Source organism: Microbacterium sp. dk485, from assembly GCF_004570445.1.
Lineage (GTDB): Bacteria > Actinomycetota > Actinomycetes > Actinomycetales > Microbacteriaceae > Microbacterium > Microbacterium wangchenii.
On the sequence record NZ_SPQW01000001.1, the window covers coordinates 358737 to 374341 of the forward strand.

Genomic DNA, 15605 nt, shown 5'->3' on the forward strand with positions numbered 1-15605 from the left:
GCGAGAAAGCAGGAAGCATGCCCTCCCTCACCCGCACGGTGCGGATCGGATCGTCCCACGGACTGCACGCCCGCCCGGCGAAGATGTTCGCCCAGGCGGCCAAGGACTCCGGCATCCCCGTCACGATCGCCAAGGACTCTGGCGCCCCCGTGAACGCCGCGAGCATCCTGGGGGTCATCGCCCTGGGCATCGAACAGGGCGATTACGTCACCCTCACCGCCGACGGCGAGGGTGCCGAGGCCACGCTGGACACGCTGGCCGACCTGCTCAGCACCGACCATGACGCACAGTGAGGGGACCGCGGAGATGACCGAGCTTCGTGGCGTGGGGATCGGACTGGGCGTCGCCCAGGGCCCCGTGGCACGCATGGCCGAGCCCTTCCCCCCACCCGAGGACGTCGCCAGCACGCGGTCCGCCGAGGACGAGGGGGCGCGCGTCCGCGACGCGGTGAGGGCGGTGGCCCGAGAGCTCGAGGAGCGCGGTGCCCAGGCCGGTGGCGCGGCGCGCGACGTGCTCGAAGCGCAGGCGATGATGGCCGAGGACCCCGCCCTCCTCACCGAGGTGGACACGCGCGTGGCCGACGGCAAGACCGGCGAGCGGGCGGTGTGGGAGGCGTTCGCGTCGTTCCGCGACCAGCTCACGGCACTCGGCGGCTACCTCGGCGAGCGCGCCGCCGACCTGGACGACGTCGCCCAGCGCGTCATCGCGCGCCTGCGCGGCGTTCCCGCTCCCGGCATCCCCGACCCGGGGCACCCGTTCGTGCTCGTCGCGAAAGACCTCGCCCCCGCCGACACCGCGCTGCTGAACCTCGACATGGTGCTCGCGTTGGTGACCACCGAGGGCGGGCCGACCTCGCACACGGCGATCCTCGCGCGGGAGAAGAACATCGTCGCCGTCGTGGGGGCCGCCGACGCGAGTTCCCTCGCCGACGGCACGGTCGTGATCGTCGACGCCGCCGCGGGAGTCGTCACGGTCGCCCCGAGCCAGGAGGAACTGGACCGCGCGGAGAACCGCGCCGCCGAGCGCGCGTCCGCGGCGGCCGCCCCGGTCACCCCCGGGGCCCTCGCCGACGGGACCGCCGTGCCGCTGCTGGCGAACCTCGGCAAGCCGCAGGACGCCGTCCAGGCCGTCGAGCTGGGCGCGGAGGGCGTGGGCCTGTTCCGCACCGAGTTCCTCTTCCTCAGCGCCAACGCCGCCCCCACGGTGGCCGAGCAGCGCGACGCGTACACGCGCCTGCTCTCCGCGTTCCCCGGGAAGAAGGTCGTCGTGCGGGTGCTGGACGCCGGCGCCGACAAGCCGCTGCCGTTCCTCAACGACTCGCACGAGGAGAACCCCGCGCTGGGCCTGCGGGGTCTGCGGGCGCTGCGGGCCAGTGAGGACATCCTGCGCGAGCAGCTGACCGCGCTGGCCGAGGCGGATGCCGCCACCCGGGCGACGCCGGAGGGCCCCGCCGACCTGTGGGTCATGGCGCCGATGGTCTCCACGGTCGAGGAGACCGAGTACTTCGTCGCCCTGGCGCGGGAGTACGGGGTCAAGACGGCCGGGGTCATGGTGGAGGTGCCCTCCTCGGCGCTGCTGGCCGACCGCATCCTCGCCCACGCCGATTTCGCCTCCATCGGCACGAACGACCTCACGCAGTACACCCTCGCCGCCGACCGCCTCCTCGGCTCCGTCGCGGCGTTCCAGGACCCGTGGCATCCGGCCGTCCTGCGCCTCGTGCGCGAAGTCGGGGACGCCGGCGCCGCCCTGGGAAAGCCCGTGGGGATCTGCGGTGAGGCGGCAGCCGATCCGCTCCTGGCCGTCGTCCTGGTGGGCCTGGGCGCGACCACGCTGTCCATGGCGCCCACGGCTCTCGCCGACGTGCGCGCCAGCCTGCTCTCCCACACCCTCGACGACGCCCGCCGCGTCGCCGAGGCCGCCTTGGCCGCAGACGGCGCGGCCTCCGCTCGCGAGGCGGCACGAGCCGCCTCCGCTTCACAGAAAGTGACACAGCCATGACAACGGCGTCCGCACCCGCGACGCGTTCAGGAGGCGGCGCGCGCGTCGCCGTCCAGCGCTTCGGCACCTTCCTCTCCGGCATGATCATGCCGCTGATCCCCGCGCTCATCGCGTGGGGCATCTTCACGGCCTTCTTCATCGAGAAGGGCTGGACGCCCAACGCGCAGCTCGCCACGATCGTGGGGCCCTTCATCCACTACCTGCTGCCGATCCTGATCGCCTACCTCGGCGGTCACATCGTGTACGGCGTGCGCGGCGGCGTGGTCGGCTCCATCGCGACATTCGGCGTCATCGCCGGCTCGGACTACCTGATCGCCCAGATCAACGAGACCCTCCCCGCCGACAACCAGCTCGGCGAGATCAACATGTTCATCGGCGCGATGATCATGGCGCCCATCGCCGCGTGGACGATGAAGCAGCTCGACAAGCTGTGGGACGGCAAGATCCGTGCCGGCTTCGAGATGCTCGTCAACATGTTCTCGGCCGGGATCTGGGGCTTCGCGATGGCGATCCTCGGGTTCTACCCGCTGGCATGGCTCATCAACGGCCTCATGGACGTGCTCGGCGCGGCGGTGGGATGGCTCGTCGAGACCAACCTCCTGCCGCTGACGAGCGTGCTCATCGAGCCGGCGAAGGTGTTCTTCCTCAACAACGCCATCAACCACGGCGTGCTCACTCCGCTGGGCATCGAGCAGGCGTCGCAGGACGGCTCGTCGATCCTGTTCCTCCTCGAGGCCAACCCCGGCCCCGGCGTGGGCCTCCTGCTGGCCTTCACGTTCTTCGGCATCGGCGCCGCGCGCGCGTCGGCACCCGGAGCCGCGATCATCCAGTTCTTCGGCGGCATCCACGAGGTGTACTTCCCGTACGCGCTCATGAAGCCGGTGCTCATCGTCGCCCTCATCGCCGGCGGCGCCACCGGCGTCACCACCAACATGCTGCTGGGCGGTGCGCTGCGCGCGCCCGCGGCGCCGGGAAGCATCGTCGCGGTGGTGGCGCAGACCGCCAACGGATCGTACTTCGCCGTCATCCTCTCGGTCGTACTGTCGGCCGCGGTGACGTTCCTGATCGCGTCGGTGATCCTGCGGGCCTCGCGCAAGCGAGACCTGCTGGCCGAGGCCGACCAGTTCTCCGAGGCGGTGTCCAAGACCGCCGCGAACAAGGGCAAGTCCTCCGCCGCACTGGACGCGCTGCGCGCCTCCGACGGCAAGGACCGCGCCACCGTGCGCAGCGCCGAGGACGCCGTGGACCGGCTCGAGACCGAGGAGGGCACCGGCGGACAGCTCGACGGCGGTCGCGTCGTGACCACCAAGCCGGTGCGCAACATCGTGTTCGCGTGCGACGCGGGCATGGGCTCCTCCGCGATGGGCGCGAGCGTGCTGCGCAACAAGATCAAGAAGGCCGGAGTGGCCGACGTCACGGTCGTGAACAAGGCGATCGCGAACCTCGACGACTCCGCCGACCTGGTGATCACGCAGAACCAGCTCACCGACCGGGCACGCCGGCAGAGCCCGGATGCGATCCATGTGTCGGTGGACAACTTCATGAACTCCCCGAAGTACGACGAGGTGGTCGAGCTCGTGCGCGACCAGCACGACGAGTCCCACTGACACGACAGCCGCGGGGCCGGGCCGGCGTGATGCCCCCGGCCCCACGGCCTTTCCGTCCGCGCTCCCGGCTGGGAGGGTGGGATCACGACGATCAATCGAAAGGCAGGACCATGACACGGGAAGTCCTCGGAATCGGGCAGGTGCGCATCCACTCCGGCAGTGCCACGCGGGAGGAGGCGATGAAGGAGGCCGCCGACATCCTCGAGGCCGCGGGCGCCGTCACGAGCGGCTACTTCGACGCCATGCAGCAGCGCGAGGAGACCGTCTCGACCTACATGGGCAACGAGCTGGCCATCCCCCACGGCACCAACGAGACCAAGCAGACCATCCTGGAGTCGGGACTGTCGGTCGTGCGCTACGACGGCGGCGTGGATTGGGGCGGCGAGCCGGTGACGTTCGTCGTGGGCATCGCCGGCAAGGGCGATGAGCACCTGGAGATCCTCTCCCAGATCGCCATCCTGTTCTCCGACGAGGACGAGGTGGAGCGGCTGAAGAAGGCGCAGACCCCCGAGGAGCTGTACACGGCGCTCTCGGCGGTCAACCAGTGAGCACCGCCGTCCACTTCGGCGCCGGCAACATCGGGCGCGGATTCGTCGGGCTGCTGCTGCACCAGGGCGGGTACGACCTCGTCTTCGCCGACGTGTCCGAGCCTCTCGTGGACGCCATCAACGCCGCATCCGAGTACACCGTCCACGAGGTGGGCGAGGGCGGCGTCGACACGGTCGTCACCGGCTTCCGGGCCATCAACAGCGCCACGGATGCGCCGGCGCTCGTCGAGGCGATCGCTTCGGCCGACATCGTGACGACGGCCGTCGGACCCACGATCCTGAGGTTCGTCGCGCCGCACATCGTGGCAGGTCTGGGGCTGCGCGACCCCGCCGCGGCGCCGCTGAAGGTCATGGCGTGCGAGAACGCGATCGGGGCCACCGACACCCTGCGGGAGGAGATGGCCGCCGCGGCCGGCGACGCGTGGGACGCCGTCTCCGCACGCGCCGTGTTCGCCAACACGGCCGTTGACCGCATCGTCCCCGCCCAGGAGCCCGGCGGCGGCATCGACGTGACCGTCGAGCCGTTCTACGAGTGGGCGATCGAACGCGGCCCCTTCGGCGACGAGCCGCCCCACATCCCCGGCGCGCACTTCGTCGACGACCTCGCGCCCTACATCGAACGCAAGCTCTTCACGGTCAACACCGGGCACGCCGCGACGGCGTACTTCGGCGCCGCCGCCGGCATCGAGCGGATCTCCGACGCCCTCGCCGAACCCGCCATCGCCGGCAAGGTCGACGCGGCGCTGCGGGAGACCTCCGAGCTGCTCATCCGCAAGCACGACCTCGATCCGGCCGCCCAGCACGAGTACCGGGAGACGATCCTGCGGCGTTTCCGCAATCCCGCGCTCCCGGACACCGTGTGGCGCGTCGGACGGCAGCCGCTGCGCAAGCTCTCCCGCCACGAGCGGTTCGTCGGGCCTGCCGCCGAGGCGATCGAACACGGGCTCCCCGTCGACGCCCTCGTCGCGGCCATGGCGGCAGCGCTCGCCTTCGACGACCCCGAGGACGCCCAGGCCGTGGACATGCAGCGGATGCTGCGCGAACTGCCGGCGGCGGAGTTCACCGAGGCCGTCACGGGCCTCGAGCCGCAGCATCCGCTGTTCCCCCGCATCCAGCGCATCGTGGAATCCCGCCAGGCCGAGATCCCTTCGTGACGGCGGGCGGCTCCCCCGCGTCTCCGCGACGCCGCGGCCGGCGCATCCTCGCGTGGGTTCTGGGGGCCGTCGGGGGCGTTGCCGTGCTGTCGCTGGCAGGCGTCGTCATCTGGAGTCAGGTCGGGGTGTACCGCGCCGAGCCCCGGCCGGTCGCCGACGTGCGGGCGGACTCCGCGATCGCGGTGACCGACGGCGCGGCCGGGATCGTGCTGGCTCCAGCAGGCGGCGGGAGCGGCGACGGGCTCGTCTTCATCCCCGGCGCGAAGGTCGATCCGTGGGCGTACGCCCCGACCCTCGCCGGGGCGGTGGCCGAGGAGGGGCTCACGGTCGTCATCACGCGGCCGTGGCTGGGCGTCGCGTTCTTCGACCCGCGGGCGCTGTCGGCGTTCACCGAGCTCGCCCCCGACGTGTCGTCGTGGGCGGTGGGCGGGCACTCGCTGGGCGGAGTGCGCGCGTGTCAGCTCGCGACGGAGGCGGACGCTCTGGTGCTCTTCGCCTCGTACTGCGGGGCCGACCTCAGCGGCAGCGGGCTTCCGGTGCTGAGCATCTCCGGGTCGGAAGACGGCCTCTCCACGCCCGAGAAGATCGCCGACGCCGCGGCGACCCTCCCCTCCGGCACGGTGTTCGTGGAGATCCCGGGCGCCTCGCATTCCTCCTTCGGCGCCTACGGGCCGCAGGACGGCGACGGCACGCCGGCCGTCTCCGACGCCACGATGGCCGCTGCGCTCACCGCCGCCCTCTCCGCCTTCCTCCCCGTCCCCTGACGCCTCCTCCCTCCGCCGCCCTCCTCTGCCTCTCGGCCTCCGCACTTCCCGAACTCCTCAATTCCGGCGCGGATCGGCCCGATCCGGCCTTTCCGCACCCCCTGCGGGCGCGGATGTGAGGAGTTCGGCACGGGGCGAGCCGCGTCACCCCCCCGTCCGCCTCCGCGCGCCGCGCCCCCGCGCGACTGCGTCGACGTCTCGACGCATCCCGAACTCCTCAGATTCGCGGGCGAAGAGACCGATACGGTCCTTCTCCGCCCGCCTCCCACCCGTTCTTGAGGAGTTCGGGAAGTGGCGGGGACTCCTCCCCAGGTACGGTTCGAGCGCCCTCATCCACGAATGCGTGCCGTCCCCCACCCCGAAGGGCGTCGCCGCGGTTGGTTGGGGGGATGACGACAGCAGATCCCGAGGTGGTGCCGGTCCTCGCGGCGCGGTTCTGGCGGACAGCGGAGCTGCGGGCCGCCGGCTGGACCAAGGTGCAGCTCCGTGCGATGGTCGACCTCGGTCGCCTGATCCGGGTGCGCCAAGGTCGCTACGCTCCCGGCGATCTGCCCGCCCCGCTCCTGGAGGCAGCACGCCTGGGCGGGCGGCTGGACTGCGTCACTCTGCTCGCCCTCCTCGGCGTGTTCGTCCGTTCCGTCGCGACGCTGCACGTGCAGTTCGACAACGGCGCGAGCCGGCTCCCACCTCGCCCCGTCGAGGCGGTGCCGCACTGGCGTCCCTCCACCGGGGCATCGCACACCCTCGCCGCCGACATCATCGAGGCCCTCGCCCAGGCCGTACGGTGCCAGGCTCCCCGGGATGCCGTCGCCACCCTCGACTCCGCGTGGCATCTCGGTGTGGTGGATGAGGCCGACATCGCCGGCATCTTCGCCCGGTTGCCCCTCCGCTATCGGGCCCTCCGCGGCCTCCTGGACAAACGGAGCGAATCCGGTCCGGAGACCCTGATGCGCCTCCTCCTCCGGGCGCTCGGATGCCGCGTCGACGTGCAGGTGCGGATCCCCACGGTGGGCCGGGTCGACCTCGTGATCGACGGCTGGCTCATCGTCGAGTGCGACAGTCGCGCCTATCACGAAGGGTGGGAGGCGCAACGGCGCGATCGTCGCCGCGACCTGGCCGCCGCGGCGCTCGGCTACACCACCGTGCGCCCCGTCGCCGAGGACATCCTGTTCCGGTACGAGGACGTCGTCGCCGCGATGAAGGCAGTCCTCGCGGCTCGGGACGCCTCCGGCTTCCCCGAACTCCTCAAGACTTCGCGCCGCCGCGGGGAAAACCGGCCGAACCGGCGGTGGATGCGTCGCCATTGAGGAGTTCGGGCGAGAGCGGCAGCAGCGGGCAGCAACGGGCAGCAGCGGGCCGGCAGCGCGGGCCGGCCGCACCCGCACCGGCCCGACCGGCCGCAGCCACCGGGCCGGGTCAGCGGCGGCGGGCGAAGGCGTCGGAGATGATGTCGATCAGCTCCTCGCGCTCCTCGATCGGCAGGAACGAGGCGGCAGCGGCGTTCAGCTGGAAGGCCTCCACGTCATCCAGCCCGTAGTCGAAGGCCTCCGCGAGCAGCGCGAGCTCGCGCGTGAGCGACGTGCGACTCATCGTGCGGTTGTCGACGTTGACCGTCACCGCGAATCCGAGCTGGTACAGCAGGTCGAACGGGTGGTCCTCCAGCGTCGTTCCCCACGCCGCGACGGCACCGGTCTGCAGATTCGACGACGGCGACAGCTCCAGCGCGATCTCACGGTCGCGCACCCACCGCGCGAGCTCGCCGAGGTGCACTCGCACCTCGTCGCCCTCACGGTCGATGACGTCGAGGTCCTCCGCGATGCGCACGCCGTGCCCGAGCCGCAGGGCGCGGCCGTCCAGCAGCGCCGAACGGATGCTGTCGAGCCCGGCGCCTTCGCCGGCGTGCACCGTCACGGGGAAGAACTCCTCCGCGAGGTGGTCGAACGCCGCCCGGTGGCGGGCCGGGAGGAAGCCGTCCTCGGGCCCGGCGATGTCGAACCCGACGACGCCGCGGTCGCGCCAGTCCACCGCGAGGCGTGCGATCTCCAGTGACCGGTCGGTGTGACGCATCGCGGTGAGCAGCTGGCTGACGCGGATGTCGCGACCGGCGTCCTGCGCGGCGTCCTCACCCTCTTCGATGCCCTCCTGCACGGCCTCGACGGCCTCCTCGAGGGCGAGCCCGCCGGTCACGTGCTGTTCGGGTGCCCACCGGACCTCGCCGTAGATGACGCCGTCTGCGGCGAGATCCTCGACGAATTCGCGCGCGACGCGCGTGAGCGCCGCGCGGGACTGGGTGACCCCGACGGTCACCTCGAAGGTCTTCAGGTATTCCTCGAGCGAGCCGGAATCGCCCTGCTCGGCGAACCAGTCGGCGAGGCCGTCGACGTCGGATGCGGGCAGTTCGAGCCCTGCGGCATCGGCGAGGTCGAGCACGGTCGCGGGACGCACGCCGCCGTCGAGGTGGTCGTGCAGCGACACCTTGGGCAGCGCGCGCAGCGACCGCCCCTGGATGCGGGTGTCGCCGTCGGGATCGATAGCCATGGGTTCCTCCGGGGGGCGGTGGTCAAGCGGTGATGCGTTCGCGGACGCGGGGGGCGGGCTCGAGGGGGTCGTCGCCGATGCTCCACGCATCCGTGAGCGCGTCCAGGGCACGGCCGAAGCGCGCGCCGTCGTCGGCGAGCAGCGTGAACAGCGGCTGCCCCGGGGTGACGGTGTCGCCGGGCTGGACGTGCAGGTCGATGCCCGCCGCGTGGATGACCGGGTCCTGCGCACGCGCTCGGCCCGCACCCAGCCGCCAGGCGGCGATGCCGAAGGGGAGGGCGTCGACGCGGGTCACGACCCCGCCGCGATCGGCGGTGACGGTGTGGGTCTCGCGCGGCTGCGGGAGGGCCGCATCCGGGTCGCCGTCCTGGGCGCGGATCATCCGGCGCCACACGTCCATCGCACGTCCGTCGGCCAGCGCCTTCTCCACGTCGGCGTCGGGGCGGCCGGCGAGGGCGAGCATCTCGCGCGCCAGGGCGACCGTCAGCTCGACCACGTCGGCAGGGCCGCCGCCGGCGAGCACCTCGACCGATTCGCGCACCTCGTTGGCGTTGCCGATCGTACGGCCCAGCGGCGTGCTCATGTCGGTGAGGAGGGCCGTGGTGGCAACGCCCGAATCGGTGCCCAGCGCGACCATCGTGCGGGCGAGCTCCCGCGCCCGGTCGAGATCGGGGATGAAGGCGCCGGAGCCGAATTTGACATCCAGCACGAGCGCGTCGGTGCCCTCGGCGATCTTCTTCGACATGATGCTGGAAGCGATCAGCGGAATGGCCTCGACGGTGCCGGTGACATCCCGCAGCGCGTAGAGCTTCTTGTCGGCGGGCGCGAGGCCCGACCCGGCGGCGCAGATCACGGCGCCCACGTCGGCCAGCTGCGCGAGGATCTCGTCGTTGGACAGCGCGGCGCGCCAGCCGGGGATCGACTCGAGCTTGTCCAGGGTTCCGCCGGTGTGCCCCAGTCCGCGCCCGGACAGCTGCGGCACGGCCACGCCGAAACTGGCGACCAGCGGAGCCAGGGGCAGGGTGATCTTGTCGCCCACGCCGCCGGTGGAGTGCTTGTCGACGGTGGGCTTGCCCAGGGAGGAGAAGTCCATGCGCTCCCCCGAGGCGATCATCGCGTCGGTCATCACACGGATCTCGTCGCGGTCCATGCCGTTCAGCAGCACCGCCATCGTGAACGCCGACATCTGCGGGTCGGTGACGTACCCGCGCGTGTAGGCGTCGATCATCCAGCGCAGCGCGGGCTCGGGCACCGTCCCGCCGTCGCGCTTGGCGCGGATGACGTCGATGGCGTCGTGCGGCTCCACCGGGGCGGATGCTGCCGGATCGGTCATCTCCCGGCGTCCTCGCTGCGCGTCTGCCGGACGTCGAGGTCACGCGGCCCGAACGCGTCGGGCAGCACCTCGTCGATCGTGCGGATGCCCGATACCGTCTCCAGCAGCATCCCCGGGATGGCGTGCTCGAACAGCAGCTGCCGGCACCGGCCGCACGGCATGATGGTCTGCCCCTCGCCGTTGACGCACACGAAGGCCACCAGCTGGCCGCCGCCGGACATGTGCAGGTCGGACACGAGCCCGCATTCGGCGCACAGGCCCACGCCGTACGAGGCGTTCTCCACGTTGCAGCCCGAGACGATGCGACCGTCGCTGACGAGCGCGGCGGCACCGACCTTGTAGCGCGAGTAGGGGGCGTAGGCCCGCTGCATGGCGTCGGTCGCGGCCGAACGCAGCTCGTCCCAGTGGATGTCGGTCACGTCACTCCTTGATGTACGGTTTGCCGGCGGCCCTGGGGCCGATGACCCGGCCGGCCACGATCGCCACGGCCACGATGGTCACCACATAGGGCACCATCTCGATGATGTCGGTGGGAACCTGGGATCCGGCCTGACCGGCCCAGATGCGGAAGTTGCTCGCGAACCCGAACAGCAGCGCCGCGATCGCCGCGCCCCACGGGTTCCACCGCCCGAGGATGACGGCGGCCAGCGCGATGAACCCCTGGCCTGCGCTCATCTCCCGGACGAAGGCGCCCACGGAGCCGATCGTGAGGGTGGCCCCGCCGAGGCCCGCGACCAGGCCCGCCACGGTCACCGTCCAGAATCGCCAGCGGTTGACGTTGATGCCGACCGTGTCCGCCGCCAGGGGGTGCTCCCCGAGGGCGCGGATGCGCAGGCCCCACGTGGTGCGGAAGAGCACGAACCACGCCAGCGGCACCAGCAGGAACATGATGTAGGTCGTCAGGCGCTGCTCGAACAGCACCGGTCCGACAACGGGGATCTCGGACAGGAGCGGGATGGCGATGCGCGGCAGCGTGCCGGGGTCGTTCAGCGTGGCGGAGTTGGGTGACAGCACCGCCGAGTAGAGGAAGTTGGTCACCGCGGTGACCAGGCCGATGAGCACGACGCCGACGACCACCTGGTCGACGAGGTAGCTGATGGCGAACCAGGCGAGCACCATCGCGATGAGGGCGCCGGAGACCATCGCCGCCACCAGCGCCAGGATCTGGTTGCCGGTGGCCGAGGCCACCATGGCCGCGGTGCACGCGCCCGCCAGCAGCTGGCCCTCGATCGCGATGTTCACGATGCCGACGCGTTCGCCGATGACACCGGCGATCGCCCCGAACACCAGCGGCGTGGACAGGGCGATCGTGCCGGTGAGGAGGAAGATCACCGGCACCGAGCCGCCCGCGCCCACCCACGACACGAGCGCGACGAGGAACGCCAGGCCCACGATGAGGGTCACCCACACCGGCACCTTGCGGCGGCGCGCCGCGAGCCAGAACGCGAACGCCGCCGCGGCCACGGCCAGCACGCCGGCCACCAGCCCCATCACGCGCGCGGAGGCGACGAAGGGGTCGAGCTGGACGGCGTCGCCGCGGCTGGACCACGTGAACGACACCGACTCGTCGGTTCCGAGGAGGCCGAAGAAGACCAGTGTGATGAGGGCGAGGGCGCCGAGGAGGATCGGCGTTCGCCACGCGCGCGGGGCGAGGGAGGCCGTGTGCGGCGCGGCGGCGGGGGCGACGGGCGCGGTCGTGGTCACTGTCCCGCCTCCTTCGCCTCGAGCTGCGGTTTGCGGCCGGTGTTCAGCTCTGTGACCTCGCGGGGCACCGGCAGGAACCGGAAGATCGCCCGCACGAGCGGCGGCGCGGCGATGAACAGCACGATGAGCCCCTGGATGACGCCGAGGATCTCGGGGGCCACGTCGGCCAGCTGCATGGTGGGGCCAGCGGCCCGCAGCATCCCGAACAGGAGCCCGGCCAGCAGCACGCCGCCGGCACGCGAGCCGCCGAGCAGCGCCACGGTGATGGCGTCGAAGCCGATGCCGGCGTCGATGGTCGGGCCGAAGTTGCCGTCGCGGCCGAGGGCCTGGTTGAGCCCCGCCACCCCGATGAACATGCCCGACAGCACCATCGCGACGATGTACATGCGCTTGACGTCGACGCCGGCGGTGCGGGCCGCATCGGGGTTCAGCCCCACCATCCGCAACCGGAAGCCGAGCGACGAGCGCTCCATGAGCCACCAGAACACTCCCACGGCCACGATGCACAGCACGAAGCTCCACCGCAGGTCGAACTCCGCGAAGATCCGCGGGAAGACGGCGGTGGGATCCGGCGGCCGGGTGGTGGGGTTGTTGCCGGAGTCCATGTCGTGCAGCACCGGCGTGCGCATCAGGAAGGTCGCCAGCGACACCGCGATGTAGTTCATCATGATCGTCACGATGACCTCGTGCGCACCGGTGGCCGCCTTGAGGAACCCGGCGATGCCGGCCCAGATCGCGGCACCGACGAGCCCGAAGAGGATCGCCACGACGAGGTGCAGTCCGTAGGGCAGGTGCAGCTGGAACGACGCCCACGCCGCCCAGATCGCGGCGATGACCATCTGGCCCTGGCCGCCGATGTTGAACAGGCCCGCACGGAAGGTCAGCGCCACACCCAGCCCCGCCGCGATGAGCGGGCCGGCGAAGCGCAGCGATTCCAGCAGCGGACGGATCGCCGACTCCGCCGAGGACGCCGTGTAGTTGTAGATCGAGCCGCGGAACAGCGCCGCATACGCGTCGCCGATCGCCTGGCCGGCCGCCTGGAGGAAGTCGGTGGGGCGGGAGAAGAAGTACGGCAGCGTGCGCCCGACGTCTTGGTTGGTGACGACGATCAGCACCGAGGCGACCACCAGCGAGAGCACGATCGCCGCCGCGGTGCGGACGATTCCGCCCGAGGCGATGTCGTGCAGCACGTCGCCCAGGGAGGGGCGGGTGCGCGGGGGCTGCTCGGTCGCCGCCGGGTCCGTCTGCGCCTGGCTCATTCGTGCACTCCTGCCATGAGGCGGCCGAGGCGCTCACGCGGGGCGTCGGCGGGGACGATGTCGATGATCGCGCCGCGGTACATGACCGCGATCCGGTCGGCGAGGGCGACCACCTCGTCCAGCTCGGTGGAGATGATCAGCACGGGGATGCCCGAGTCGCGGATCTGCACGATGCGCTCGTGGATGAACTCGATGGACCCCACGTCCACCCCGCGCGTGGGCTGGGAGGCCACGAAGAGCTTGAGGTCGCGCCCCAGTTCGCGGGCCAGCACCACCTTCTGCTGGTTGCCGCCGGACAGGCGCCCGACCAGGACGTCGCGGTGCGGCGTGCGGATGTCGAATTCGGCGATCGCCTCGTCGGCGAACCGGTCGCGGTGGGCGAAGTCGATGGCCGGGCCCTTCGTGAACGGGCCGGCGAAGGAGCGGTCGAGCATGAGGTTCTCGGCGACCGTGAACTCGGCGACGAGCCCGTCGACCTTGCGGTCTTCCGGGACGAATCCCACACCGCTGTCCAGCACGTGACGCACGTGCGCGGAGGAGAGCTCCTGACCGTCGAGGCGGATGCTGCCCTGCACGCGGTCGCGCAGGCCCACGAGGGCCTCGGTGAGCTCGGTCTGGCCGTTGCCCTGCACGCCGGCCACGGCCAGCACCTCGCCGGCGCGGATCGTGAACGACACGTCGTCGAGCAGGCGTTCGCCGGCCGGACCGAAGACGGTGAGGTTCTCCACCACGAGGGCCTCGGCGCCCAGCCGGGGCGGGTCCTTGTGCACGGTGAGCTCGACGGCGCGCCCGACCATGAGGGCGGCGAGCTCGTCGTTGGTGGCGGTGGGGGCGGCTTCGCCCACCACCCGGCCGAGCCGGATGACGGTGATCGTGTCGGCGACGGCGCGCACTTCGCGGAGCTTGTGGGTGATGAAGACGATGGAGGTGCCGCCGTCGGCGAGGCGGCGCATCGTCGCCATCAGCTCGTCGGTCTCCTGCGGGGTGAGGACGGCGGTGGGCTCGTCCAGGACGAGCACGCGAGCATCACGGGCGAGGGCCTTGATGATCTCCACGCGCTGCTGAGCACCGACGGGCAGGTCGCCGACGACCGCATCCGGGTCGATGTCGAACCCGAACCGGTCGGAGATCTCCCGCACGAGAGCCCGTGCCGCCGGCAGGTCCAGGACCCCGCCGCGGCTGGGCTCATGGCCGAGGATCACGTTCTCTGCCACGGTGAAGACGGGGATCAGCATGAAGTGCTGATGCACCATCCCGATGCCGGCGGCCATCGCCTGGCCGGGCCCGGAGAAGTGCTGCGGGACGTCGTCCAGGAGGATCTCGCCCTCATCGGGCTGATAGAGACCGAACAGCACGTTCATGAGGGTCGACTTGCCGGCGCCGTTCTCCCCCAGCAGGGCGTGGATCTGCCCTGACTCGACGGTGAGGTCGACGGCGTCGTTGGCCACGAGCGGTCCGAACCGCTTCGTGATCCCGCGGAGCTCGAGTTTCATGGTGCGACCCATCCTGCCGGAACCGGCGTGAAACGGCACACGCCGAGGCGGACTCTGCCGCCCCGGCGTGTGCCAGGGTGTGACGAGGGGTCAGGCGCCCGCGAGCGGGTCGATCGTCCCGTCGATGATGGCCTGCTTGAGCTCGTCGAGCTTGTCCTTCAGCTCCTGCGGGATCTCGCTGTCGAAGTCGCCGAAGCCGCTCAGGGCGGTGCCGTCGTTCTCCAGCGTGCCGACGTAGGGCTCCGCGGTGAACTCGTCGCTCTCGATGATGGCGGTGATGACGTCCAGCACGGGCTGGGTCATGCGCTTCTCCACCGAGGTGAGGGTGATGTCGGCGAGCTCGGGCTGCGTGACGGCGATGTCTTTGTCCACGCCCAGCATGACGCCGGTGCCGGCCTCACGGATGGCCTCCGCCGTGGCGGTGAACAGCGTGCCCGCGACGGGGAAGAGGACGTCCGCGCCGGCGGCGAGCTGACCCTCGGAGAAGGTCTTGGCGACGCCGGTGTTGGAGAAGTCGCCGACGAAGTCGCCGGTGCCGGTGGCCGGATCCCAGCCCACGATGGTGATCGGGGTGCCGGTCTCCTGCTCGTAGTACTTCGCGCCGTTGTAGTACCCGGTCATGAACGAGGTGACCGACTCGATGTCGTCACCGCCGTAGGTGCCGATGGTCTTCGTGGTGGAGTACGCCGCCGCGAGGTAGCCGGCGAGGAAGCTGGACTCCTGCATCGCGTAGGTGATGGGCTTGAGGTTCTCCTGGCCCTGGTTCCATCCGTCGATCCACACGAAGCGCGCTTCGGGGTTGTCGTCCGCGACGTCGAAGATGACGTCGTTGATGGAGAAGTTGAAGCCCACCGCGAAGGTCACGTCGCAGCCGGCTTCCACCATCTGCGTGAGGTTCGGGGTGAAGTCCTCGTTGCTGGCCGACTCCGCGTCGGCGATCTTGATGCCGAGCTCCGACTCCGCGTCGAGCAGGCCCTGGTAGGCGGCTTCGTTGAAGCTCTTGTCGTTCCAGCTGCCCTCGTCGGAGACGGCGCAGGCGAGGAAGTCGGTGCTTTCCGCGCCGGCGTCGCCTTCCTCAGGCGCGGGCGCGCATGCCGAGAGCAGAAGGCCGGCGGCTCCGATGAACGCCATCGCGGCGGCCGTCCGCTTGGGGGTGAATGCAGACACTGCAGTCCTCTCTGAGATGTCCGGGCGCGCAAACATCAGG

14 protein-coding genes are annotated in these 15605 nt (G+C 71.2%); 7 read left to right on the forward strand and 7 right to left on the reverse strand.

The genetic code is table 11. From position 1 onward, the window contains the following. Positions 1 to 17: 17 nt before the first annotated feature. From E4V99_RS01700 to E4V99_RS01730, 7 genes are all read left to right on the forward strand, one after another. Entirely contained in the window at positions 18 to 293 is a 276-nt protein-coding gene (locus E4V99_RS01700; RefSeq protein WP_135064190.1) for an HPr family phosphocarrier protein, read from the forward strand. Positions 294 to 306: 13 nt separating this feature from the next. Then, entirely contained in the window at positions 307 to 1998 is a 1692-nt protein-coding gene (gene ptsP / locus E4V99_RS01705) for a phosphoenolpyruvate--protein phosphotransferase (RefSeq protein ID WP_135116236.1), read from the forward strand. After that, a complete protein-coding gene (locus E4V99_RS01710; protein WP_167747738.1) occupies positions 1995 to 3605 on the forward strand; it encodes a PTS mannitol transporter subunit IICB in 1611 nt (536 codons plus the stop codon). Before ptsP ends, E4V99_RS01710 begins: the two co-directional genes overlap by 4 nt. Positions 3606 to 3715: 110 nt before the next feature. Next, positions 3716 to 4153: a PTS sugar transporter subunit IIA gene (locus E4V99_RS01715; RefSeq protein ID WP_135064184.1), complete on the forward strand. Its 438-nt coding sequence runs from the start codon at positions 3716 to 3718 to the stop codon at positions 4151 to 4153. Then, positions 4150 to 5307 carry a mannitol-1-phosphate 5-dehydrogenase gene (locus E4V99_RS01720; RefSeq protein ID WP_135064181.1) on the forward strand — a complete coding sequence of 386 codons (1158 nt, stop codon included), beginning with the start codon at positions 4150 to 4152 and terminating at the stop codon, positions 5305 to 5307. The genes E4V99_RS01715 and E4V99_RS01720 overlap by 4 nt, the downstream gene beginning before the upstream one ends. Further along, positions 5304 to 6071, forward strand: coding sequence for an alpha/beta hydrolase (locus E4V99_RS01725; protein WP_135116238.1), 768 nt, complete (start codon positions 5304 to 5306; stop codon positions 6069 to 6071). Before E4V99_RS01720 ends, E4V99_RS01725 begins: the two co-directional genes overlap by 4 nt. Positions 6072 to 6460: 389 nt before the next feature. Beyond that, positions 6461 to 7378: a type IV toxin-antitoxin system AbiEi family antitoxin domain-containing protein gene (locus tag E4V99_RS01730; RefSeq protein ID WP_187270393.1), complete on the forward strand. Its 918-nt coding sequence runs from the start codon at positions 6461 to 6463 to the stop codon at positions 7376 to 7378. A gap of 109 nt (positions 7379 to 7487) precedes the next feature. Here E4V99_RS01730 and E4V99_RS01735 read toward each other — a convergent pair whose 3' ends face one another. From E4V99_RS01735 to E4V99_RS01765, 7 genes are all read right to left on the reverse strand, one after another. After that, on the reverse strand, positions 7488 to 8609 hold the full coding sequence (locus tag E4V99_RS01735) for an adenosine deaminase (protein ID WP_135116240.1): 1122 nt from the start codon (positions 8607 to 8609) through the stop codon (positions 7488 to 7490). 22 nt (positions 8610 to 8631) lie between these two features. Continuing rightward, positions 8632 to 9942, reverse strand: coding sequence for a thymidine phosphorylase (locus E4V99_RS01740; protein ID WP_135116242.1), 1311 nt, complete (start codon positions 9940 to 9942; stop codon positions 8632 to 8634). Continuing rightward, positions 9939 to 10361, reverse strand: a complete 423-nt coding sequence (locus E4V99_RS01745; RefSeq protein WP_135064169.1) for a cytidine deaminase — start codon at positions 10359 to 10361, stop codon at positions 9939 to 9941. Before E4V99_RS01745 ends, E4V99_RS01740 begins: the two co-directional genes overlap by 4 nt. Position 10362: 1 nt before the next feature. Continuing rightward, positions 10363 to 11646, reverse strand: a complete 1284-nt coding sequence (locus E4V99_RS01750; protein WP_135116244.1) for an ABC transporter permease — start codon at positions 11644 to 11646, stop codon at positions 10363 to 10365. Continuing rightward, positions 11643 to 12905, reverse strand: coding sequence for an ABC transporter permease (locus E4V99_RS01755; RefSeq protein WP_135064163.1), 1263 nt, complete (start codon positions 12903 to 12905; stop codon positions 11643 to 11645). Before E4V99_RS01755 ends, E4V99_RS01750 begins: the two co-directional genes overlap by 4 nt. Then, the gene (locus tag E4V99_RS01760; RefSeq protein ID WP_135064160.1) at positions 12902 to 14398 is read right to left on the reverse strand and encodes an ABC transporter ATP-binding protein; all 1497 of its coding nucleotides are present in this window, start codon (positions 14396 to 14398) and stop codon (positions 12902 to 12904) included. Before E4V99_RS01760 ends, E4V99_RS01755 begins: the two co-directional genes overlap by 4 nt. Before the next feature lie 90 nt (positions 14399 to 14488). Beyond that, positions 14489 to 15565, reverse strand: coding sequence for a BMP family ABC transporter substrate-binding protein (locus E4V99_RS01765; RefSeq protein ID WP_167747737.1), 1077 nt, complete (start codon positions 15563 to 15565; stop codon positions 14489 to 14491). Positions 15566 to 15605: the final 40 nt, after the last annotated feature.